The sequence below is a fragment of the Faecalibacterium sp. An77 genome, from assembly GCF_002161315.1.
Lineage (GTDB): Bacteria > Bacillota > Clostridia > Oscillospirales > Ruminococcaceae > Faecalibacterium.
On sequence record NZ_NFHK01000001.1, the window covers coordinates 1 to 21,430 of the forward strand.

The window sequence follows — 21,430 nt, forward strand, 5'->3', positions numbered from 1 at the left end:
CCTGAACCCGCCCCCGCGGCCCCCAGGAAAGGCCGCGCCGTCCGGTTCCCCCATTGGCAGCGGTGGGCGGCAGGCATTGCCGCCTGTGCCGCGGTGGCCGTTGTGGGCAGCCAGACCCTGAATATGGGCTCGGATGGCCTGTCCACCATGAGCCTGCAGCGCGCCGCCGGCGGGGCTGCATCCAGCACCGCGCTGGCCAGCGCCCCTGCCGCCGCCAACTATAGCCTGGACACCGCCGCAGACAACGGAATGGAGTCGCGCAGCGCCGGTTCGGCCGGTGATAGCACCGCCGTGGCGGGGGAGAAGATCATCTACACCGCTTATCTCAGCCTGGAGACCAAGGACTACGACACCGCCCGTGCCGACCTGGAACAGGCCCTGGCCGAGGCCGGCGGCTGGATGGAGAACAGCAGCGAGTCCAACAACAGCGACAACACCCGCAGCCTGTCCATGACCCTGCGCGTGCCGGAGGAAAACTATGAGAGTTTCCTGGAGGCCGCCGGCCAGACCGGCAGCGTGGTGACCCGCAGCGAACAGGCCGACGACGTCACCGCCCAGTATACCGACGTGGCGGGCCGCATCGCCAACCTGGAAGGCCAGCGGGACCGCCTGCGGGAACTGCAGGCCAGCGCCGAGAGCCTGTCCGACCTGCTGGACATCGAGGCCCAGCTGTCGGAGGTGCAGTATCAGCTGGAGAGCTGGCAGAGCCAGCTGGACTGGTACGACGACCAGATCGCCAGCTGCACCGTCACCGTCAGCCTGCGGGAAGTGGAGACCTACACCCCCACCGGTTCCAACTTCTTTGAGCGGATGGGCGCCGCCTTCGCCGAGGGCTGGCAGAACTTCGTCCGCGGCCTGGCCGCCATCGCGGTGACTCTGGCCGGCCTGTGGCCGGTGGTGGTCCTGGTGGCCGCAGCGGCTGTCGCCGTCGTGGTTCTGTTCAGGCGCCGCCGCCGCTGACCCCGCATCCCGGGCTTTTGAACCCCGCCCAAGAAAAATTTTCAAAAAACTATTGACATCCACCCCGTCCTGTGCTATTATAATGGAGCACTGAGCGATACGACATCGCGAGGCGCACAAAGGAGTCAGCCGAAAGGCCGGCCAGATAGCGCGGGGTGGAGCAGTCCGGTAGCTCGTCGGGCTCATAACCCGAAGGTCGTTGGTTCAAATCCAGCCCCCGCAACCACCAAACACCCGTTAGCGTACAAAACGCTGACGGGTGTTTTTCTTTGCGTATGAGAAAAAGTTCAACTAACATTCAACAGGGCGGCCAGAGCGGCATAACCGGCGGCTGACAGGCGACGGGGAACGGCCTGTGAAAACAGGACCGGCCCTGCCTGCCAAACGCAGCCGGAGAGCGGAAAAGACGCTTCCTCATCGTTTTGAGGGACACACCCACGCCGGAAAAATCCACATAGAGATTTAACACCCCGCATCTGCCCCCATAAAAACGCAGCGCGTTTCCCATGGCCTGGAAAATGCGCTGCGCCTTTTGGTTTTCACCTCAGTGGGTGCGGCCCTCTGCGGTGTTCAGATCGGTCTGGTGGGTCTCGATGGCCTCAATGGCGGCCTCGATGCCCCGGGCGATGTCCTGCATGGACAGGCAGGGGGCCGGAGAAGGCCGGTTGACCACCTGGCTGGGGACAAAGGGGACGTGCATAAAACCGCCCCGCACACCCGGATAGTGCTTGGCCAGGGTGTACAGCACGCCGTACATCAGGTGGTTGCAGACGAAGGTGCCTGCGGTGTTGGACACGCTGGCGGGAATCCCTGCGTTCCGGATGTTCTGCACCATGGCCTTGATGGGCAGGGTGGTGAAGTAGGCGGGGGCGCCGTCCTCAAAGATGGGCAGGTCAATGGGCTGGTTGCCCTCGTTGTCCTGGATGCGGGCGTCGTCAATGTTGATGGCGACCCGCTCAGGGGTCAGATCATAGCGGCCGCCGGCCTGTCCGATGCAGAGGACGGCATCCGGCTTTTCCTTTTCGATGGCGGCAGCCACCGTGTCGATGGATTTCCGGAATACGGTGGGAACCTCCAGCTTCACCACTTCCACGCCGCCCACCTGGTCGTGAACCAGCTTCACCGCTTCCAGAGCGGGGTTGATGGAGTCGCCGCCAAAGGGATCGAATGCTGTCAGCAGCAGTTTCATAGCAGTATTTCTCCTTAAAATCAGTCTTGAAAAAATACTGTGCGGTCCCGGATGGGGGCCGCACAGATCGAGCTTAGAAAGCCAGCAGGTACATCAGCACGATGTGGATTGCCAGCATGGTCAGAGCCACAGGAGCCTGGGCCTTGATGATGGAATACTTGTCCTTGGTCTCCAGCAGAGCCGCGGGCATGATGTTGAAGTTGGCGGCCATGGGGGTGAGCAGGGTGCCGCAATAGCCTGCCGTCAGGCCCATGGCGCCCACAACCACTGGGTTGGCCCCCTGCATGATCAGGAAGGGGATGCCGACGCCCACGGTAATCACCGAGAAGGCTGCGAAGCCGTTGCCCATGATGATGGTGAACAGGGCCATGGCGACGCAGTAGACGGCCACAGCGATCAGGCGGCTGCCGTCGGGGATCACCTTTTCCACGCCGGAGGCGATGACATCGCCCACGCCCGCAGCGGTGAACAGGGAGCCCAGAGCAGCCAGAACCTGCGGCAGGATGCCCACAGGGCCCACGTTGTCCATCAGGCGGGTGCCGTCGGATACAGCGTAGGAGGGCTTGCACTTAAAGAGCGTGAAGGCGATGAACAGAGCAACCAGGGCAGAGACGCCGATGGCGTTGTTGGCGCCCAGGCTGGTCCAGAAGGTGGCGACCAGCACCGCAGTGAGGGCCAGCGCCAGAGCGGGGATAAAGACCTTGTAGCCCATCCGGTCCGCATGGGCGCGGGTGGTTTCGGGGCTGGGAACGTCACTCTTGCTGGGACGAACTTTCCCCAGCGCGGTGAGGATGGCCATCCGGGCGGCGGCGGCCGGGTTCATGGAAAGGAAATCGTATTCAAACATGGAGCGGCCGTCGTTGGTTGACAGCGGCAGGGAGAGAAAGCGCGCGCCATGGTGCAGGGCATAGTCCACCGCATTGGTGGTGATAAAAGAGTAGTTGGTCGCCCCAATCACCACGTCGGCGTAGGACATGATCCGCCGCATTTCCTCCACACAGTCTCCCCGCTGTACCTCGTCGGAGGAGAGCACCGACACCTTGGTCACAATTCCGCGCTGTTCGGCCGCGGTGACAAAGGCTTCGGCCTCCCGCAGGTGGGATTCATCGGTGATAAAATAAAAGACTTCTTCGGGTTTTCCCCGCAGCCAGTCCGATACGATCACGGCTGCGCCATGTTCCAGTTCCATCCAACATCTACCATTCGGCCGTTCTGCTGCGACCTGCCTCTCCTGTGTCGTTCCGTCTTATTCTGCGCAAGACGCACTATTTTCATTATATCGGGGCCGCGCCGGCCCTGTCAAGGGGCGGGCGGCGTTCCGGTGCGGCGCTGCTCCCAGCCGCCGTATGGCTGCCGTCGGCGCTGGCCCTGCCGGGGAGGGAATGGAGCAAGCCGGCGTCCCCGCAGCCGGAACGGGAAAGAGAAAAACAGCGCCTGGCTTCCGTAAAAAGTCAGGCGCCGTTTTCATGGTTCTAAGTCAATCTTCGGTGGGGCGTGAACCGGGTAAGATGGTTCCCGCAGGTGAAAAGCAGATCTGGCCCCGGCTGTGATCCGGCCGGGGACGGGACGCAAGCCCGCGTCCGGATGTCAGGCCGGCAAAGCGTCGTGTTTTTGAAGGAACATTTTTGTGGACAGACAGGTGATCCCGATGCCCAGCAAAACCATCAGCAGGGCTGCCATGATCCCGAGGGTTCGGTTTGTGGTCAGCAGGGCGTAGAGCGGCATCGACAAGAAGGAGCCAAGATTGATGGTGCCATGAATCACCATGGTGACCGCAAGGTTGTCGGTCCGCCAATAGATCCAGGCCAGCAAAATCCCGACGACAAACACCGATGGCCAGGAAAGCATCCGGTGTCCCAGCAAAAAGAAAACAGATGAGCATACGATGGCTGTTTTGTAGGAGAAGGATCTGGAAAAGGACCCAAACAGGATTCCCCGGACCAGGAGTTCTTCCAGGACGGGTATCAGCACCACAGTGGTTACTATGGACACCGTCAAAAAGAAAGGATCGGGAAGTGTTTGTTCAGAGGTTATCTTGCCGCTCAAAAAGCCAAAAAGAATCCCTGTTTTGGAAATCAGAGCCAGGCCAAGGCCAATTCCGAGACAAAAGAGGAGCTGAGAACCCTTCAAATCCCGGCTGCTCAGATGCAGCATCTGTTTTCTGTGCAGCAGGAAGGCATACACCATCAATAAAATGCCCCCGGTAATGGTCATGTAATACGGTACTGAGATATAAGTATACACCACGAATTGCACTAGAAAATAACTGATAAAAGCCAAAATTCCCTGGTACGGTTTCATATGGATTCATCCTCCTTTCATGCAACCAAAATGGCCAATGGGACCATACCATCAACAGAAATACAGCCGGCCCGTAAAATGGAACGCGGGCCGCTGCCGGCAGCATGAAAATCACACCCTGGTAAACAGCAAAACCTATTATACACATTATAGCACGGAATTCTCAAAAAGCAGCAGTTTTATTGGAGCGGGAGATGGGCCCACAAACCAAAAAGGCAGGCGTCCCCGGGAACAGAGGGGGAACGCCTGCCTTTTGGCTGAGTCGAACCCTCAGCCCAGGAGGAAAACGTACATGACGATATAGTGGCACAGGCTGCCGGCCATCACAAAGAGATGGAAGATCTCGTGCATCCCGAAATTGGGGTGGCGCTGTTCAAAGCCGGGGCGCTTGAGGGCGTAGATGACGCCGCCCACCGTGTAGAACAGCCCGCCGGCCAGCAGCCAGCCGAAACAGGCGGGGGACAGGCAGGACAGCAGCTGGGGCAGCGCAAAGATGCAGGCCCAGCCCATGGCGATATACAGCACCGAGGACACCCACTTGGGGCAGAACACGAAGAACAGCATGGAGCAGGCCCCCAGGATGGTGCAGCCCCAGATCACCGCCAGCAGGATGCCGCCGGACAGCCGGGGCAGCGCCAGCAGGCACACCGGGGTGTAGCTGCCCGCAATGAGGACGAAGATCATGATGTGGTCGATCTTTTTCAGCAAAGTTTCCCGGGGATGGGCGGCGGGGATGGTGTGGTAGGCGGTGCTGGCGGCGTACAGCGCAATCAGGCTGAATGCGTAGATGGTCATGGACAGCAGTGCCAGGGGCTGGCCCGACTGGGCCGCCTTGATGATGAGGGGGATGCTGGCCCAGGCGAAGCCGATGGCCCCGATGAAATGGGAGATGGCGCTGGCAGGGTCCTTGATATACAGGGTGTGGCGCCGGATCGGGTAGGGCTGACGGGAAGCGGCAGACATGTTCATGGTTGGATCATCCTTTCCTGTCCCTTGGGCATCAATCTGTTGTATGCTGTATCCGGCCAAAGGGTGCCGCTCCGGGCGGCAGCCTCCGGCTGTCGGGATTGCTTTTAGCTTTACACAAGGTTTTGAAAAACTTGATATCAGATACTATACATCACAATCTTTCCCCTGTCAAGCCTAAAAGTTTTGAGGGATTGGCGGGAGCGCCCTTCGCACAATCCACAAAAGCCGGATGTACATTTTGTAGGATGCGCAAAAAACAGGCCCGCCATCCCGTCAAACGGCGAGAAAGAATGGCTCCTCTGCCTCAGAGCTGCCCGGCAAAAAAGAAACGCACCAGACGAAACCGTCCGGTGCGTTTTTGGTTTGGCTGCCTGTGCGCCCCTTCTGCGGGGACGTGAAAAAAGAGCAAAGAGGTCAGGCGGGCGGCCTGCGCCAGCCGCTGCGCCTGGACAAGACAGCTGCCGGGAGCGCCGTCACCCGCTTATAAGGCCGCGGTGCCCGGAATGCGGGGGGAGAGGCCGTTGGGCGGGCTCCCGCGCAGGCTCCCTGCCGGGCCGGCGCTGTGGCCAAGAGAGGGTGTCAGTCCAGATCCTCGCCGTTGGTGGCGATGACTTTCTTGTACCAGTAGAAGCTGTCCTTGCGCAGACGGCTGTAATCGCCGGTGCCGTCGTCGTACTTGTTGACGTAGATGAAGCCGTAGCGCTTGGCCATTTCGCCGGTGGAGGCGGACACCAGGTCGATGCAGCCCCAGGGGGTGTAGCCCATCAGGTCCACGCCGTCCTTGACGGCCTCGGCCATCTGCTGGATGTGGCTGCGCAGGTAGTCGATGCGGTAGCTGTCGTGGACGGTGCCGTCGGCCTCCAGGGTGTCGTAGGCCCCCAGACCGTTCTCCACCACCATCAGGGGGATGCGGTAGCGGTCGTAGATCTCGTTCAGGGAGTAGCGCAGGCCCTGGGGATCGATCTGCCAGCCCCAGTCGCTGGCCTTCAGGTACGGATTCTTGAATCCGCCTACAATGTTGCCGTCGATGTGGTCGGCGTCCTTGTGGGTGGTGACGCAGTTGGACATGTAGTAGCTGAAGGTGTAGAAGTCCACCGTGCCCTTTTTCAGGATTTCGGCGTCGCCCGGCTCCATCCGGACGGTGACGCCCTGGTCGGCCCACATCCGCTTGGCGTAGCTGGGATATTCGCCCCGCACCTGGACGTCGGAACAGTACCAGTTGGTCTGGCGCATGGCCTGCTGGTTGGCCAGAATGTCGGCGGGGTCGCAGGTGTAGGGATAGGTAGTGATGAAGCAGTCCATGTTGCCCATCTTGAACTGGGGGTAGTGCTGGTGGGCGTAGTCCACCGCCAGGGCGCTGGCAATGAACTGGTGGTGCAGCGCCTGGAACCGTTCCTGGGGATTGTCCGGCACCTGGGTCATGGGGCCCTCAAAGCCCTGGATGGTGCCCAGGCCCAGCACCGAGCCCATGGGCATCATGCCGCAGTTGATCTCGTTGAAGGTGAGCCAGTAGGTGACCTTGTCCTTGTACCGCTCAAAGATGGCCTTGCAGTAGTTCATGTAGAAGTCCACCAGACGGCGGTCGGCCCAGCCGTTGTACTTCTGGGCCAGGGCATAGGGCAGCTCATAGTGGCTGATGGTCACCAGAGGCTGGATGCCGTGGCGCTTGCAGCAGTCGAACACCCGGTCATAGAAGGCCAGACCGGCCTCGTTGGGCTGGGTTTCCTCGCCGGTGGGGAAGATGCGGGTCCAGTTGATGGAGGTGCGGAACACCTTGAACCCCATCTCGGCAAAGAGGGCGATGTCCTCCTCGTAGTGGTGGTAGAAGTCGATGGCCTGATGGCTGGGATAGAGCCGGTCGGGGTGGATGGTCTGGGTCACCCATTTGGGATGGGTGTGGCTGCCGTTGGTGCAGTGGTCGGGCACGCTTTCGCCCTTGCCGTCCACATCCCATGCGCCCTCAAACTGGTTAGCGGCGCAGGCGCCGCCCCAAAGGAAATCATCGCGGAAAACGCTCATGGTGAATCACCCTCCTAAAAACATAACAAAACGGGGCGCAGCATGGCGGCCGCGCCCCTCTTTCTGTTCAGCAGCTGTGTGCCGGATGCTTATACATAAATATACAAGACCCCGCCCCAGCCTGTCAAGAAGGCCCGCGGCCGGCCGCACATAAAAAGGGGGCCTTCCCTGCTGCAGGAAGGCCCCGGGGCATATGGTGCGAAAGGAGGAAAAATCAGAACAGACCGGTGATGCGGCCGTCGTCGGTGACGTCGATGTTGACGGCGGCGGGGACCTTGGGCAGGCCGGGCATGGTCATGATGCTGCCGCAGATGACCACCACAAAGCCGGCGCCGGCGGCCAGACGGACCTCACGGACGCTCATCCGGAAGCCGGTGGGAGCCGCCTTGAGGGCGGCGTTGTCGCTGAAGCTGTACTGGGTCTTGGCGATGCAGACCGGCAGATTGCCGTAGCCCATGGCGGTCAGCTCGTCCAGGGTCTTGGCAGCCGCGGGGCTGTAGTCCACTCCGTCGGCGCGGTAGATCTTGCCGGCCACAGCCTCGATCTTCTCCCGCAGAGAGGCCTCCAGGGGATAGGTGTACTGGATGGGACGGTCCTCCATGATGGACAGGACGGCCTCGGCCAGGGCCTTGCCGCCCTCGCCGCCCTTGGCGAACACCTCGCTCAGGACGCAGGGCACACCCTGGTCGGCGCAGAACTGGGACACGATGGCCTGCTCCTCCTCGGTGTCGGTGGGGAAGGCGTTGACGGCCACCACCACCGGCAGGCCGAAGTTGTCCTTCATGTTCTCGATGTGGCGGCCCAGGTTGGCCAGACCAGCCCGGACAGCGTCGGGATTGGGCTTGTTCAGGTCGGCCTTGGCCACGCCGCCGTGGCTCTTGAGGGCCCGGACGGTGGCCACCAGGACGCAGGCCGAGGGGGCGATGCCGGCGGCCCGGCACTTGATGTCCAGGAACTTCTCGGCGCCCAGGTCAGCGCCGAATCCGGCCTCGGTGACCACATAGTCGGCCAGGGCCAGGCTGAGACGGGTGGCCATGACGCTGTTGCAGCCGTGGGCGATGTTGGCGAAGGGACCGCCGTGGATGATGGCGGGGTTGTGCTCCAGAGTCTGGACCAGGTTGGGATCGATGGCGTCCTTCAGCAGGGCGGCCATGGCCCCGGCGGCGCCGATCTGGCCGGCGGTCACCGGCTGGCCGTCGTAGGTGTAGGCGCAGACAATGCGGGACAGGCGCTCTTTCAGGTCGGCCAGGCTGGAGGCCAGGCAGAACACCGCCATCACCTCGCTGGCCACCGTGATGTCAAAGCCGTCCTCACGGGGGGTGCCGTTGACCTTGCCGCCCAGGCCATCCACGATGAAGCGGAGCTGACGGTCGTTCATGTCCATGCAGCGCTTCCAGGTGATGCGGCGGGGATCGATGTGGAGGGGATTGCCCTGCTGGATGCTGTTGTCGATCATGGCGGCCAGCAGGTTGTTGGCGGTGCCGATGGCATGGATGTCGCCGGTGAAGTGGAGGTTGATGTCCTCCATCGGGACCACCTGGGCGTAGCCGCCGCCGGCTGCGCCGCCCTTCACGCCAAAGACGGGGCCCAACGAGGGCTCACGCAGGCAGAGCATGGTCTTTTTGCCCAGGGCGCACAGGGCATCGGCCAGGCCCACGCTGGTGGTGGTCTTGCCCTCGCCGGCGGGGGTGGGGCTGATGGCGGTGACCAGAATCATCTTGCCCTGCTTGGCGGGGTTCTCGGCCAGATGATGGTTGATCTTGGCCTTGTAGTGGCCGTAGGGGATGACGTCCTCAGGCTGGAGGCCCAGCTGGGCGGCAATCTCGGTGATGGGGCGGAGGGTGGCTTCCTGAGCGATCTCGATGTCAGACTTCATAGCAGTTTTCTCCTTTGCTGACAAACAAAAAGGGCAGCGCTGCGCGGCAAATACCGCGCAAGGCTGCCCAGACGGTCGGCTTTGACGAACTCCCGGTCCGCATGTGGTGATACTCCACACAGGGGAAGCAGTGCTTCCCGCTTTCCGTCAGCGAACAGGGATTCCTTGCTTTGTAAGAATAACACAGAGGCCCGGCGCTTGTCAAGACTGACTGTGCGCGTCCGGGTTACACGGCGGGCACATACCCCGCTTTTTCGATGCAGCGGACGCCGTCCTCGGTGGACAGCCAGTCATAGACCTGACGCTCGGGGCTGTCGGCGGCGGCCGACGCCCGGATCACCGCATAGAAATCGTTGCACAGGGGGTACTCCTGGCTGGCGATGGTGTCGTTGGAGGGGGTCACGTCCTCCACGGCCAGCAGCCGCAGGCCCGGCTGGCTGTACATCTGGTCGATGTAGTAGTAGACCGAGAAGCCAATGGCGTTGGCGCTGTTGTTGTAGGAGGCGATGCTGTCCACCAGGCCGCCCATGGAGGCGGGGGCCAGCTCGGTGGGGGCCTCCATCAGCTCGCCGTCCTGGATCAGCAGATTCTGGAACAGGGTCTGGCTGCCGCTGTCCTCTCCCCGCTGGAAGGCCACAATGGGGGTGTCGTCGCCGCCCACGTCCTTCCAGTTGGTGATGTGGCCGGCGTAGATCTCCCGCAGCTGGTCCTGGGTGAGGCTCTGGACCGGGTTGTCCTCGTTGACGATAAAGACCAGGGCGTCCCGGCCGATGGCCTTCTGTTCCAGCTGGGTGCCGGCCTGGGCGATTTCGTCCTTGACGTAGTCGGGGGCCTCGTAGACAATCAGGAGCTGGGCCAGATCGGAGTCGTAGACTCCCATGTTCTCCCAGGCGTAGGCGGTGGTGCTGACCGAGATGGCGCTCTGGGCCTCGGTGAGGTCGGCGCCGGTGGTGTCGGCCATGATCTGGGCCATCAGGGGGATGCAGGCGGTGGAGCCGTCCACCCCGGGGAACTCCTCCGGGGTCAGGAAGGGTTCAGCCGGTGCGGCGCTGGATGCGGAATCCTCCGAGCTGGCGGAGGAAGAGGCCGGACTGCTGCACCCGGCCAGCAGGGCGGCGGCCGTGCCCAGACCCAGGGCAGTCAGAAAGCTGCGTCGGGAGATAGAAGCGGTACGAAACATAAAAATGCCTCCTTAAATTACCAATAGTAGTGCCCGTCGTCGTCCGACAGGGAGGAAAAGACGCTTTCGGAGTAGACCCAGGCCCCGGTATAATCCATAAAGCCCCGCTCAAAGCCCCGCCGCGCCGGGAAAATCCCGTCGGGCAGTTCGTAGACGGTGGGGGATACCACGTCGGCCAGGCCGCTGAGAAGGACGTTCCCATGGCTGTCCACCACGTTGTAAAGGGTGCTGTTGCCCAGGCCGGTGTAGGCGGCCTGATAGAGGGGGCCGCTGGGACCGTCGGTCAGGTAGAGCAGACGGTCATAGGTCATGCCGGGGTCGGTGGAGGTGTCGTACAGCAGGCCGGATGCGTCGTAAATCTGATAGGCCACCGACTGATAGTCCTCCGATTCCAGGGACAGCAGGATGTAGCCGTCCTCAAAGCTGTAGATGGAGGCCTGTGCCGCGCCGTGGAGCTCGGGAACCAGAATGGTCTGGGAGCCGTCCTCGCCGCAGATCAGCAGGCTGCCGTCCTCCAGCAGAAAAACGGCGCTCTCCCCGTCCAGATCGTAGGACAGAGAGCTGAGCAGGGGCAGGGCCGAACCGTCGGCCAGGTAGAGGATGCTGCCGCCGTCGCCGTCCGACACCAGAGCCATGTCCGGGCTCCAGTAGGAGCAGGGGGCGTCATAGAAGGCCAGGGGAGCGGGGTCGTCCAGGGTGCGCACCACATACTGGCCGTCCGCTTGCTGGTAGCAGAGCATCTCCTCCCCGCAGAAGCTGAAGAACCGGGGGATGTACTCCTGGGTGGCGGGGTTGTAGAAGCTGGTGGTCCATTCCTCGGCGGATGCGTCGTAAATCTGAATGCCCACATAGCCGGTCTCGCCCTCAAAGCCGTAGGCCTGGAAGGCGTAGGCGTTGTCCACCCGAAGCAGTTCCTCCCCGTCCAGGGTCATCACCTGCACCGAGGAGCTCTCCATGTCGGCCCGCTGGGGGTCGGAGGTGACGGTCAGCACCACCTGGTCCTCGCTGGTGGGGATGCAGCTGGTGGTGTTGGCGGGCAGGGGGATTTCTTCGCCGTTGCTCAGGTCCACCAGACGGCAGCCGGTTTCACCGTTGGGCCCGGCGTCCACCCGGCGGGGGCCCGGCTCCAGGGCCAGCAGGTCATCGGACAGGGCTGCCCGCCACTCGCCGTCCTCCGACCAGAGCAGTTCGCCCTCGTCGTCATATACGGCGGTGTACCAGCCGTCGGGGCCGTTGCCGCCCTTCTGCCAGCCCACCGGATGGCCGGTGTCGGGGCTGCTCAGAAGGCGGATGTCCTCAGAGGGCGCGCCTTTGTACAGCACCTGGTCGCCCCGCAGCAGGGTGCCGCCGCCGGTGCTGTTGGCACTGTATAAAAACCGGAGGGTGTCGTCCTCAATGGTCACCACCGGCCGGGGGCCGGCGGGTTCTTCCTCCACCATCTGGGAGGATTCGTTCAGGGGGGCCAGCGGAGCACAGCCGGCCAGGGCGGCAGCCAGCGCCAGGCATGCCATGGGAACGATGTATTTTTTGCGCATGGTTGTTACCTCATCTTATCATTGCCTTTTCCAGATGCCAAAATTTGGCCCTGGTACTTTTAATACGGTCCTTCTGCCATTTAGATTGCGAAAGAAGTATGACTGTTGTGTGATAAATCTGAGGAAACGCCCGGCACAAAAAAGCCCCCGCCCGAAGGCGGAGGCTTGTGTCCTTAGAAAGGAATCGTATGCAGGGGATCAGCCCTTTTTCCAGTTCTGGAAGTCGCTGTGGACCTGCAGACGGCTGACGGCGCGGGCCAGGCTGTACTGTGCGATGCGGTACTCCTGAATGCTGCGCTTCTGGAGCAGCGCTTCCTTGGCCTCGTCGGCGGCCCGGCGGGCGCGGTTGGCGTCGATCTCCTCGGGGCGCTCGGCGGTATCCACCAGCACCAGCACGTCGTTGTTCTCCACCTTGATCAGGCCGGAGGAAACGGCGGCGATCTTCTCAACGCCGGCGTCGGGGCCCTCGGAGGGGCGGTAGTGCAGCTCACCGGGGAAGACGGCCGAAATCATGTTGGAGTGGTGCGCCTGGACGCCAAAAGAGCCGTCCGGGCTGGGGACGATGAGGTTTTCACACTCACCCTCAAAGAACATGTCGTCCGCCGCCAGGATGCGCAGGTGGAAGGTGTTCATTACAGCTCACCTGCCTCGATCTTGCGGGCCTTTTCGGGCACGTCCGAGATGGGGCCCACGTTGAAGAAGGCGGCCTCGGGGTACTGGTCCATCTCGCCGTCCACAATGGCGGCGAAGCCCTTGATGGTCTCGGACAGGGGGACGTAGACGCCCGGGATGCCGGTGAACTTCTCAGCCACGTGGGTGGGCTGGGACAGGAAACGCTGGACCTTGCGGGCGCGGCTGACCGTCTTCTGGTCCTCCTCGCTCAGCTCGTCCATGCCCAGGATGGCGATGATGTCCTGCAGCTCGCGGTACTTCTGGAGGATCTCCTGGACCTTGCGGGCCACGCGGTAGTGCTCCTCGCCCACGATGTCGGGCTCCAGAATGCGGGAGGTGGACTCCAGGGGGTCCACGGCGGGGTAGATGCCCTGCTCCACGATCTTACGGCTCAGAACGGTGGTGGCGTCCAGATGGGTGAAGGTGGTGGCGGTGGCGGGGTCGGTCAGGTCGTCGGCGGGGACGTAGACGGCCTGGACCGAGGTAACCGAGCCCTCCTTGGTGGAGGTGATCCGCTCCTGCAGCTCGCCCATCTCGTTGGCCAGGGTGGGCTGGTAGCCCACGGCCGAGGGCATGCGGCCCATCAGGGTGGAGACCTCGCTGCCGGCCTGGACGAAACGGAAGATGTTGTCGATGAACAGCAGCACGTCCTTGTGGGCCTCGTCACGGAAGTGCTCGGCCATGGTCAGGCCCGACAGGGCCACACGCATACGGACGCCGGGGGACTCGTTCATCTGGCCAAAGACCAGGGCGGTCTTGTCGGCGGTGCCGCTCTCGTTCATCTCGTGCCACAGGTCGTTGCCTTCGCGGCTGCGCTCGCCCACGCCGGTGAAGATGGAATAACCGCCGTGCTCCATGGCCACGTTGTGGATCAGCTCCTGGATCAGGACGGTCTTGCCGACGCCGGCGCCGCCGAACAGGCCGATCTTGCCGCCTTTGGCGTAGGGCTCCAGCAGGTCGATGACCTTGATGCCGGTCTCCAGGATTTCAACTGCGGGGTTCTGCTCCTCAAAGGGAGGGGGCTTGCGGTAGATGCTCTTGACGGGGGTGTCGGCGGGCACCGGCTCGCCGCCGTCGATGGGCTGGCCCAGGACGTTGAACATCCGGCCCAGAACCCGCTCGCCCACCGGCACCTGAATGGTGTGGCCGGGGGCGTTTACTTCCATGCCGCGGGCCAGGCCCTCGCTGGGGGCCAGCATGACGCAGCGGACGGTGTGGCTGTCCAGATGCTGGGACACCTCCATCACCCGCTCGCTGCCCTCCACCGTGACGGTGAGGGCCTCACGGATGCGGGGCAGGGGCAGATTTTCAAACGTCACGTCCACGACAGGGCCCGAGACCTGTACGATTTTGCCTGTATTCAAGTGGGTCACACATCCTTTCGTTCTTTATGGGCTGCCTGGCGCTTGCGGCGCTGGGCCTTTGCACCCGCAGACACCTCGGTGATCTCAAGGGTGATGGCCGCCTGACGCACCCGGTTGTACTGCAGGGACAGCTCGTCCAGCAGCCGCTGGGCGTTCTCGTTGGCGGCGTCCATGGCGGTCATGCGGGCGTTCTGCTCGCTGCAGAAGCTGTCGATCAGGGCGCTGTAGATAAAGCCCGAGATATAGCTCTCGATCATATTGTCCAGCACGGTGACCATATCGGGCATAAACTCGAAGCTGTCGGAGGAGTGATCTTCTTCGGTGGAGGCAAAGTGGGCCCGGTGGAAGGGCAGCAGGCGGGTGCTCTGGGCGGCCGAGGCCAGGCTGCTGGCCATATCGGTGTAGACGATATAGATTTTCTTCCACTGGCCGGCGTTGAAGCCCTCCAGCAGGATGGAGCTGATCTCACGGGCGCGCTGCAAAGTGGGGTTCTGCGCCGTGTAGAGGAAGCTCTGCTCGATGGGGATATGGTGCTGGTTGAAATAGTGCCGCCCGTACTCGCCGACGACGAACAGCTTGGTGCCGGGGTGGTCGGCCAGGACCCGCATGGTTTCCTTGACGGCGTTCTGGTTGTAGGCGCCGGCCAGACCCTTGTCGGCGGTGATGACCAGGCAGGCGTAGGGCCCGCCCTTGATGTCGTCCTCGTGGGGCGGATAGAAATAGCGGCTGTGGATGTCGCTGGAAGTGCGGAAAATCCGCTTGATCTCGCCCCGCAGCGCCTCAAAATAGGGGCGGGTGTGGGCCAGGTCCTCCCGGGCGCGGCGCAGCTTGGTGGAGGAGATCAGGTACATGGCGTTGGTGATCTTCTGGGTCTCCCGGACGCTTTCGATCCGGTCTTTGATCTCTTTGGTGCTCGCCATGTCACTGCCCCTTCTTCTGATAGCCGGCCACGAAGGTGCGGGCCAGGTCGATGATCTGCTGGCGGTCGTCGTCGGACAGCAGGCCGGTGGAGTCGATCCGCTGGCACAGAGCTGCGTCCTGCTCCTCGAACCAGGCCAGCATCTCATGCTGGGCGTCGCTGATCTTCTCGGCGGGGATGGACTCCATGGTGTGGTTCAGAGCGGCCACCAGGGTGATGACCTGCTCGTGCTGGGTCAGCGGGTGATACTGCTTCTGGCGCAGCAGCCGCATCAGGCCCTGGCCGTAGGTCAGCTGGCGCTTGGTGGTCTCGTCCAGGTCGCTGGAGAACTGGGTAAAGACCTCCATCTCGCGGTACTGGGCCAGATCCAGACGCATGGCGCCGGCGGCCTTCTTCATGGCCTTGGTCTGGGCGTCGCCGCCCACACGGGACACCGACAGACCCACGTTGACGGCGGGGCGCTGGCCGGCGAAGAACAGGTTGCTCTCCAGGAACAGCTGGCCGTCGGTGATGGAGATGACGTTGGTGGGGATATAGGCGGAGACGTCGCCGGCCTGGGTCTCGATGATGGGCAGGGCGGTCATGCTGCCGCCGCCCATGTCGTCGGACAGGTGGGCCGAACGCTCCAGCAGACGGCTGTGGAGGTAGAAGACGTCGCCGGGGTATGCCTCACGGCCGGGGCTGCGCTCCAGCAGCAGGGACAGGGCGCGGTAGGCGATGGCGTGCTTGGACAGGTCGTCGTAGACAATCAGCACGTCCCGGCCCTGGTGCATGAAGTACTCGCCCAGGCTGCAGCCGGCGTAAGGTGCGATGTACTGCAGGGAGGCGGAGTCGCTGGCCGAGGCGTTGACCACGATGCAGTAGTCCATGGCGCCGCGGCGGCGGAGGTTCTCGGTCAGCAGGGCCACCGAACTGGCCTTCTGGCCGATGGCCACGTAGATGCAGACCACGTTCTTGCCCTTCTGGTTCAGGATGGTGTCCAGAGCCACAGCGGTCTTGCCGGTCTGGCGGTCGCCGATGATCAGTTCGCGCTGGCCGCGGCCGATGGGGAACAGGGCGTCGATGGCCAGCAGGCCGGTCTCCATGGGCTGGTTGACAGGCTGGCGGTGGATGATGCCGGGGGCCGGCCGCTCAATGGGATAGTAGGCGTCGGCCTGAATCTCCCGGCCGCCGTCGATGGGGTTGCCCAGGGCATCCACCACGCGGCCCAGGAAGGCGTCGCCCACCGGCATGCCGGCCACTTTGCCGGTGCGGCGGACCGGGTCGCCGGCCTCGATGCCGCTGCTGTCGCCGAACAGGACGCAGCACAGCTCATCGGGGCGCAGCTCCTGGACCATGCCGCGGATGCCGTTGGTGAAGTCCAGGACTTCGCCGTAGACGGCGTCCTGCAGGCCCGAAATGGTGGCGATGTCATCGCCCACCGTCAGCACGGTGCCGATCTCCTCGGGCTTGGTGCTGGGGGCCCAGTCCACAACGGTCTGGCGCATCAGGGGCAGCAGGTTGTCCTGGCGGACATCCAGTGCGTCGATCTTGCGGCGCAGCTGCTCCATGCGGCCCTTCAGGCTCCAGTCGTAGACGTCGGAGCCCACCTCCAGGCGGAAGCCGCCCTTCAGGTTGGCGGCCTTTTTCCAGGTGAGGGTTACGGTGCGGTCGGGGTAGGTGCGGGCCAGAAAATCCTCAAACCGCTGGCGCTGCTCCTCAGTAGGGGCCTCGGGGCTGTACAGAAAAGCGGCGGTGGCTGCTTCAGGCTTTTTCATGTTGCTCATTCTGTTTCCCTTCCTCTGCCAGGTTCAAAAATTCGTCGAAGGCGTCTTTGCTGGACTGCAGGGTCAGCTTGGCAGCGGCAGCCATGGCCAGCTCCTTGATTTCCTTCTGGGAATCGGCCACGGCCTTGGTGCGGATGCTCTCGGCGGCCTTCTGGGCGCCGGCGATGATCTGGTCGGCCTGCTCCTGGGCGCGGTCCAGCTGCTGCTGGGCGGCATCCTGGGCGATCTTCTGGCTCTCGGCGCGGCGCTGGCGCAGCTCCTCGTCCAGCTTGCTCAGCTGAGCCTGATGCTCGGCCTCCAGCTTCTCAGCGGCGGCCAGCTTGTCGGCGGCAGCCTTGTCCATCTCGGCATAGTGGGCGGTGCGCTGATCCATGAATTTCTTGATGGGGTTGTACAGGATGAAGTACAGGCCGCCCACCAGGATCACGAAGTTCAGCATGTGCAGAAAAATCTGCTGCAGATTGATATTCAGAGGGAGATTCATTGTGGTACCTCCCGTGCTTACAGAACAAAGATAATCAGGATAACGACCAGCAGGGCGTAGATGATGGCGGTCTCGATAAAGACCAGGGTCAGCATCATAGAAGTGCGGATCTTGCCCTCGGCCTCGGGCTGGCGTGCGATGGCCTCAGAGGACTTGGCGCCCAGAACGCCCATGGCGACAGCGCCGCCGGCAGCAGCCAGGCCCACGGCGATGGCGGAAGCGAAAGCCTTGGCGGCGGTGGTGGAGGTGGAAGAATCGGCAGCCTCGGCCTCGGTCTCAGCCTGAGCGGACTGGGTGGTGGCAGGCTCGCTGGAAGCGGGCTCGTCGGCGAAAGCGGGGGCAGCCATGGTCACGACCATAGCCAGCATGACCAGCAGGACGGAAAGGACTTTCTTGATGTTCATCGTCTTCATAGTAGTGATAACCTCCTGAATTGGGGACAGCGATGGATCAGGCCGCAAGGGCGTCGCTGTTCTTTTTGTTTTTCTTGACTTTGGGCTGGACCGGCTCGGACACCTCGCCGTAATACAGGGCCACCAGCATGGTCAGCACGTAGCTCTGGATCAGGGAGTGGAGCATGGTGAACATGACGCCCACGATCACCGGCAGCACATAGCTGAGGGTGATGTAGTAGTAGACCAGCTCGGTGACCAGCAGGCCGCTGAGCAGAGCGCCGAACAGTCGGAAGCTCATGGAGATGGGGAGCGAGAACTCCTTGAGGGTGCGGCCCACGCCGCGGATGCCCACGGCGCCCACGCCGCCCGACATAATGAACAGGTAGGACAGCACGCCCATGGCGATGGCGGCGTTGACGTCCGACAGGGGGGCCGGCAGGGCCATCGAGTGGCCCGCGGTGGTCACCACCTGGACGCCCAGCAGCTCAAACAGGGTGCTGACAAAGATATAGGTGCCCGCACCAAAGAGGTAGGGGCCCAGCACCTTGTTGTTGTGAGGGCTGTTCTTCTCGGCCATCCCGCGGAAGGTATCCACCCACAGTTCCAGCAGCATCTGCAGCTTGCCGGGAACCTCCGTGAAATGGGGCACTGCGAAGATCCGCAGGCAGACAGCCAGCACCAGCAGCGCGGCCGTCACCACATAGGCCGAGATCAGGCCGGGGTTGACGTCCATGATCCCGAAAAGGCTCACCTGGCCGGTCTCGTGCAGCACAGCGTCCCGCATCACTGCCTTGACGCTCTCGCTCTCTCCGCCGGGGGTCCCGGTGAGGACAGAGGCGACTGCCAGCACCACGATCAGCACGAGCCACAGGATAAGACTCCGCTTATTCTGTTTCATGGTTTTGGAAAGACTCCTTTCATCCAACGATATTCAACCTGCCTGCCCGGCCGCCCCGGAGGGGGATGTGCCGGGCTTCGACCGCCGCCTCCCCGGAGGAAGCGGTTGTCAAATTGCAATTTTGGGTCGAGCGTATTATACTATTGATAGTGAAAATTGTAAAATATCTTGTTAATATGCTCGTAATATATTTTTTGTATGACAAATAGAGCATAATTCATAAAAAATAAGGGAAATTTTCTATGACGATCAACTACGATTACTACCGGATTTTCTATGTGGTGGCCCAGTGCAGGAGCTTCACCCGGGCGGCCGAGGTGCTGAAGAACAACCAGCCCAACATCACCCGCTGCATGAAAAATCTGGAGCAGGAGCTGGGGTGCAAACTGTTCCACCGGTCCAATCGGGGCATCAGCCTGACGCCGGAGGGTCAGAGGCTGTACCGGCGGGTGGCGGCGGCGGTGGAGGAGCTGCAGCTGGGGGAGGAGGAGATCCGCCAGGACGGCAGCCTGGAGAGCGGGTCCCTGTCCATCAGCGCCAGCGAGGCGGCCCTCCATATGATCCTGCTGGACAAGTTGTCGGCCTTCCGGGTGAAGTATCCGGGGGTGCACCTGCGGATCACCAACGAGACCACCCCCCAGGCCATCGAGCGCCTGCGGAACGGGGAGAGCGACTTTGCGGTGATCACGGCGCCCCAGCTCACCGACCGCACCCTCCAGCAGACCGAGCTGCTGCGGTTCCGGGAGGTGCCGGTCTGCGGCCCCGCCTACAGCGAGATTGCCTCCCGGCGGTGCACCATGGCCGAGCTGGCCCGGTACCCGCTGGTGTGCATCGGCCAGGATACCAGTACATACGCCTTTTATCAGCGGTTCTTCACCTCCCACGGGGTGCCCTTCCGGGTGGATGTGGAGGCGGCCACCATGGACCAGATCCTCCCCATGGTGGAGCATGGGCTGGGCATCGGCTTTTATCCCGAAAAGCTGGTGGCCCCCAAGATTGCCCGGGGGGAGCTGTTCTGCGTCCCGCTGGATCAGCCGGTGCCCGAGCGGGCCATCTCCCTGGTGGAGGATATGAGCCGCCCCCGCAGCACCGCTATGAAGGCCATCCGGGAGATGATCTGCGGGAAAGGGTGAAAACCATAGAAAGGAGGAGATTGTCAATGCACAAGATGTGGGTCCCGGCGTTTCTGCTCTGGAGCTTTGCCGCCGTGTGGCTGGGCAACAGCGCACGGTTCATCCCGGCGGGGTACGCCTTTTATGTGTGGGGCGGGCTGGCCTGCGCGTTTGGCCTGGCGGTCCTCTGCTTTGGGCTGATGTACCAGGCGGCCCGGCAGCAAAAGGACAGCCGTGCAAAGAACCTCTGCTTTTTGTACCTGGGCCTGGCTGTCGCCATGCTGGCGGCGGCGGTGGCCATCGGCCGCCTGCCCGCGGACTTCGTTCTGGTGTGACCAACAGGAAACCAAAAAAGCCCCCGCTGTCCCAAAAAAGACAGCGGGGGCTTTGTTTTGCCTGGAAAGAGGGGATTAGTCGCGGTTCACCTGCAGCTCCTGCTCGCAGTAGATGCAGCGGTACTTCCCGTTGGTGCTCAGCTCAAAGATCTGGTCGCACTCCTCCTCGATGGAAGAGATGCACCGGGGGTTGCGGCACCGGACGATGTTCACCAGACGGCGGGGCGGCTGGGGCTTCTCCTTCTTGACCGGCTTGCCGTCGTGAATGGTGGTGACGGTGATGTTGGGGTCCAGATAGGCCAGCACGTCCAGGTTCAGCCAGGAGGAATCCCCCTCCACCTTGATGATGTCCTTGCGGCCGGTGGGGGACTTGTGGGACCGGGCGTTCTGGATCAGGGCCACGCTGGCGGAGCGGTTGCCCTTGATGCCCAGCAGATCCATCAGGCCCACGGCGGTGCCGGCCTTGATGTGATCGATTACAATGCCGTTCTGGATTTCGTCAATGTTCAGCATATCAGACGCCCTCCTTCGGCGCTTTGGGGTCAGGCAGACCCAGCAGAGTCATAATCAGGGCCATGCGGACGTAGACGCCGTTCTGTACCTGCTCAAAGTAGGCGGCGCGGGGATCGTCGTCCACGTCCAGGGCGATCTCGTTCACGCGGGGCAGGGGATGCAGTACGGCCATGTCGGGCTTGGCCAGGGCCATCTTGTCCCGGGTGAGGATATAGCTGTTTTTCAACCGGATATAGTCCTCTTCGTTGAAGAAACGCTCCTTCTGGACGCGGGTCATATAGAGGATGTCCAGCCCGGGCATGGATTCCTCCAGGCTGCGGGTCTCGGCGTAGGGAATGTCGCTGCCCTCCAGCACATCGGTGATGATGTAGTCGGGCACGCGCAGCTCCTCGGGGCTGATGAGGACGAACCGCACACCCTCATAGCGGACCATGGTCTTGATGAGGGAATGGACGGTGCGGCCAAACTTCAGATCGCCGCACAGGCCGATGGTCAGGCCGTTCAGAGTGCCCTTGCGGCTGCGAATGGTCATCAGGTCGGTGAGGGTCTGGGTGGGGTGCTGGTGGCCGCCGTCGCCGGCGTTGATCACCGGGATGCGGGAATAGCGGCTGGCCCGCAGGGGAGCGCCCTCCTTGGGATGGCGCATGGCGGCGATGTCGGCGTAGCAGGACACCACGCGGATGGTGTCGGCCACGCTCTCGCCCTTGGTGGCACTGGAAACGTTTTCACTGGGGAAGCCCAGCACATGGCCGCCCAGATTCAGCATGGCCGCCTCAAAGGACAGGCGGGTGCGGGTGGAGGGCTCGTAGAACAGGGTGGCCAGTTTCTTGTAGCGGGCCACCTCCTGGTAAGCGGCGGGGTCCTCCCGGATGCGGCTGGCCAGATCCAGCAGGGCGTCGGTTTCCTCGCGGGTAAAGTCAAGCGGATCAATCAGATGGCGCAT

The 21,430-nt window shown here is 62.7% G+C and carries 20 protein-coding genes and 1 tRNA gene; 4 read left to right on the forward strand and 17 right to left on the reverse strand.

Translation table 11 applies throughout. From position 1 onward, the window contains the following. On the forward strand, positions 1-960 hold a 960-nt coding region (locus tag B5G28_RS00005), incomplete at its 5' end, for a DUF4349 domain-containing protein (protein ID WP_087245172.1). A gap of 149 nt (positions 961-1,109) precedes the next feature. After that, positions 1,110-1,186, forward strand: a tRNA-Met gene (locus tag B5G28_RS00010). Positions 1,187-1,504: 318 nt separating this feature from the next. On the opposite strand, the gene pcp is transcribed toward B5G28_RS00010, so the two are convergent. The 15 genes from pcp to B5G28_RS00085 form a co-directional block, all read right to left on the reverse strand. Further along, complete coding sequence (gene pcp, locus B5G28_RS00015; RefSeq protein WP_087245174.1) at positions 1,505-2,149, reverse strand: pyroglutamyl-peptidase I; 645 nt, start codon at positions 2,147-2,149, stop codon at positions 1,505-1,507. A 73-nt stretch (positions 2,150-2,222) separates the two neighbouring features. Continuing rightward, positions 2,223-3,338: a DUF979 domain-containing protein gene (locus B5G28_RS00020; protein ID WP_242967414.1), complete on the reverse strand. Its 1,116-nt coding sequence runs from the start codon at positions 3,336-3,338 to the stop codon at positions 2,223-2,225. A 398-nt stretch (positions 3,339-3,736) separates the two neighbouring features. Beyond that, positions 3,737-4,450 (reverse strand): type II CAAX endopeptidase family protein, encoded by a 714-nt coding sequence (locus tag B5G28_RS00025; RefSeq protein ID WP_087245176.1) that lies wholly within the window; start codon positions 4,448-4,450, stop codon positions 3,737-3,739. 270 nt (positions 4,451-4,720) lie between these two features. Continuing rightward, on the reverse strand, positions 4,721-5,419 hold the full coding sequence (locus B5G28_RS00030) for a hemolysin III family protein (protein ID WP_242962205.1): 699 nt from the start codon (positions 5,417-5,419) through the stop codon (positions 4,721-4,723). Positions 5,420-5,998: 579 nt separating this feature from the next. Beyond that, entirely contained in the window at positions 5,999-7,438 is a 1,440-nt protein-coding gene (locus tag B5G28_RS00035; protein ID WP_087245178.1) for a family 1 glycosylhydrolase, read from the reverse strand. A 214-nt stretch (positions 7,439-7,652) separates the two neighbouring features. Beyond that, positions 7,653-9,314, reverse strand: coding sequence for a formate--tetrahydrofolate ligase (locus B5G28_RS00040; protein ID WP_087245180.1), 1,662 nt, complete (start codon positions 9,312-9,314; stop codon positions 7,653-7,655). Between the two features lie 226 nt (positions 9,315-9,540). Next, positions 9,541-10,494 (reverse strand): substrate-binding domain-containing protein, encoded by a 954-nt coding sequence (locus tag B5G28_RS00045; RefSeq protein ID WP_087245182.1) that lies wholly within the window; start codon positions 10,492-10,494, stop codon positions 9,541-9,543. 17 nt (positions 10,495-10,511) lie between these two features. After that, entirely contained in the window at positions 10,512-12,029 is a 1,518-nt protein-coding gene (locus B5G28_RS00050; protein ID WP_087245184.1) for a DUF5046 domain-containing protein, read from the reverse strand. A gap of 198 nt (positions 12,030-12,227) precedes the next feature. Continuing rightward, entirely contained in the window at positions 12,228-12,662 is a 435-nt protein-coding gene (atpC, locus tag B5G28_RS00055) for an ATP synthase F1 subunit epsilon (RefSeq protein ID WP_087245186.1), read from the reverse strand. After that, complete coding sequence (gene atpD / locus B5G28_RS00060) at positions 12,662-14,065, reverse strand: F0F1 ATP synthase subunit beta (RefSeq protein WP_087245188.1); 1,404 nt, start codon at positions 14,063-14,065, stop codon at positions 12,662-12,664. The genes atpC and atpD overlap by 1 nt, the downstream gene beginning before the upstream one ends. A gap of 5 nt (positions 14,066-14,070) precedes the next feature. Beyond that, positions 14,071-14,985, reverse strand: coding sequence for an ATP synthase F1 subunit gamma (gene atpG / locus B5G28_RS00065; protein WP_087245190.1), 915 nt, complete (start codon positions 14,983-14,985; stop codon positions 14,071-14,073). Position 14,986: 1 nt separating this feature from the next. Then, complete coding sequence (gene atpA, locus B5G28_RS00070; RefSeq protein WP_087245191.1) at positions 14,987-16,750, reverse strand: F0F1 ATP synthase subunit alpha; 1,764 nt, start codon at positions 16,748-16,750, stop codon at positions 14,987-14,989. After that, a complete protein-coding gene (locus tag B5G28_RS00075) occupies positions 16,728-17,234 on the reverse strand; it encodes an ATP synthase F0 subunit B (protein ID WP_087245193.1) in 507 nt (168 codons plus the stop codon). Before B5G28_RS00075 ends, atpA begins: the two co-directional genes overlap by 23 nt. A 17-nt stretch (positions 17,235-17,251) precedes the next feature. Further along, entirely contained in the window at positions 17,252-17,647 is a 396-nt protein-coding gene (locus B5G28_RS00080) for an ATP synthase F0 subunit C (RefSeq protein ID WP_242956718.1), read from the reverse strand. A 37-nt stretch (positions 17,648-17,684) separates the two neighbouring features. Beyond that, on the reverse strand, positions 17,685-18,527 hold the full coding sequence (locus B5G28_RS00085) for a F0F1 ATP synthase subunit A (protein WP_087245195.1): 843 nt from the start codon (positions 18,525-18,527) through the stop codon (positions 17,685-17,687). A 242-nt stretch (positions 18,528-18,769) separates the two neighbouring features. Here B5G28_RS00085 and B5G28_RS00090 point away from each other — a divergent pair, with 242 nt between their 5' ends. Together B5G28_RS00090 and B5G28_RS00095 are read left to right on the forward strand one after the other, a co-directional pair. Continuing rightward, positions 18,770-19,660, forward strand: a complete 891-nt coding sequence (locus B5G28_RS00090; RefSeq protein WP_087245197.1) for a LysR family transcriptional regulator — start codon at positions 18,770-18,772, stop codon at positions 19,658-19,660. A 26-nt stretch (positions 19,661-19,686) separates the two neighbouring features. Next, the gene (locus tag B5G28_RS00095; RefSeq protein ID WP_087245199.1) at positions 19,687-19,974 is read left to right on the forward strand and encodes a hypothetical protein; all 288 of its coding nucleotides are present in this window, start codon (positions 19,687-19,689) and stop codon (positions 19,972-19,974) included. 75 nt (positions 19,975-20,049) lie between these two features. Here B5G28_RS00095 and B5G28_RS00100 read toward each other — a convergent pair whose 3' ends face one another. Further along, positions 20,050-20,487 carry an aspartate carbamoyltransferase regulatory subunit gene (locus B5G28_RS00100; RefSeq protein WP_087245201.1) on the reverse strand — a complete coding sequence of 146 codons (438 nt, stop codon included), beginning with the start codon at positions 20,485-20,487 and terminating at the stop codon, positions 20,050-20,052. A 1-nt stretch (position 20,488) separates the two neighbouring features. Continuing rightward, positions 20,489-21,430, reverse strand: coding sequence for an aspartate carbamoyltransferase (gene pyrB / locus B5G28_RS00105; RefSeq protein ID WP_087245203.1), 942 nt, complete (start codon positions 21,428-21,430; stop codon positions 20,489-20,491).

What these genes read in the sequence shown, in the direction of transcription:
- B5G28_RS00040 (WP_087245180.1), bottom strand. Translation starts at nt 9,314, where the DNA reads ATGAAGTCTGACATCGAGATCGCTCAGGAAGCCACCCTCCGCCCCATC.
- B5G28_RS00045 (WP_087245182.1), bottom strand. Translation starts at nt 10,494, where the DNA reads ATGTTTCGTACCGCTTCTATCTCCCGACGCAGCTTTCTGACTGCCCTG.
- atpC (WP_087245186.1), bottom strand. Translation starts at nt 12,662, where the DNA reads ATGAACACCTTCCACCTGCGCATCCTGGCGGCGGACGACATGTTCTTT.
- B5G28_RS00025 (WP_087245176.1), bottom strand. Translation starts at nt 4,450, where the DNA reads ATGAAACCGTACCAGGGAATTTTGGCTTTTATCAGTTATTTTCTAGTG.
- B5G28_RS00020 (WP_242967414.1), bottom strand. Translation starts at nt 3,338, where the DNA reads ATGGAACTGGAACATGGCGCAGCCGTGATCGTATCGGACTGGCTGCGG.
- pcp (WP_087245174.1), bottom strand. Translation starts at nt 2,149, where the DNA reads ATGAAACTGCTGCTGACAGCATTCGATCCCTTTGGCGGCGACTCCATC.
- pyrB (WP_087245203.1), bottom strand. Translation starts at nt 21,430, where the DNA reads ATGCGCCATCTGATTGATCCGCTTGACTTTACCCGCGAGGAAACCGAC.
- atpA (WP_087245191.1), bottom strand. Translation starts at nt 16,750, where the DNA reads ATGAGCAACATGAAAAAGCCTGAAGCAGCCACCGCCGCTTTTCTGTAC.
- B5G28_RS00090 (WP_087245197.1), top strand. Translation starts at nt 18,770, where the DNA reads ATGACGATCAACTACGATTACTACCGGATTTTCTATGTGGTGGCCCAG.
- B5G28_RS00030 (WP_242962205.1), bottom strand. Translation starts at nt 5,419, where the DNA reads ATGAACATGTCTGCCGCTTCCCGTCAGCCCTACCCGATCCGGCGCCAC.
- B5G28_RS00050 (WP_087245184.1), bottom strand. Translation starts at nt 12,029, where the DNA reads ATGCGCAAAAAATACATCGTTCCCATGGCATGCCTGGCGCTGGCTGCC.
- atpG (WP_087245190.1), bottom strand. Translation starts at nt 14,985, where the DNA reads ATGGCGAGCACCAAAGAGATCAAAGACCGGATCGAAAGCGTCCGGGAG.
- B5G28_RS00035 (WP_087245178.1), bottom strand. Translation starts at nt 7,438, where the DNA reads ATGAGCGTTTTCCGCGATGATTTCCTTTGGGGCGGCGCCTGCGCCGCT.
- B5G28_RS00095 (WP_087245199.1), top strand. Translation starts at nt 19,687, where the DNA reads ATGCACAAGATGTGGGTCCCGGCGTTTCTGCTCTGGAGCTTTGCCGCC.
- B5G28_RS00075 (WP_087245193.1), bottom strand. Translation starts at nt 17,234, where the DNA reads ATGAATCTCCCTCTGAATATCAATCTGCAGCAGATTTTTCTGCACATG.
- B5G28_RS00085 (WP_087245195.1), bottom strand. Translation starts at nt 18,527, where the DNA reads ATGAAACAGAATAAGCGGAGTCTTATCCTGTGGCTCGTGCTGATCGTG.
- B5G28_RS00080 (WP_242956718.1), bottom strand. Translation starts at nt 17,647, where the DNA reads ATGAAGACGATGAACATCAAGAAAGTCCTTTCCGTCCTGCTGGTCATG.
- B5G28_RS00100 (WP_087245201.1), bottom strand. Translation starts at nt 20,487, where the DNA reads ATGCTGAACATTGACGAAATCCAGAACGGCATTGTAATCGATCACATC.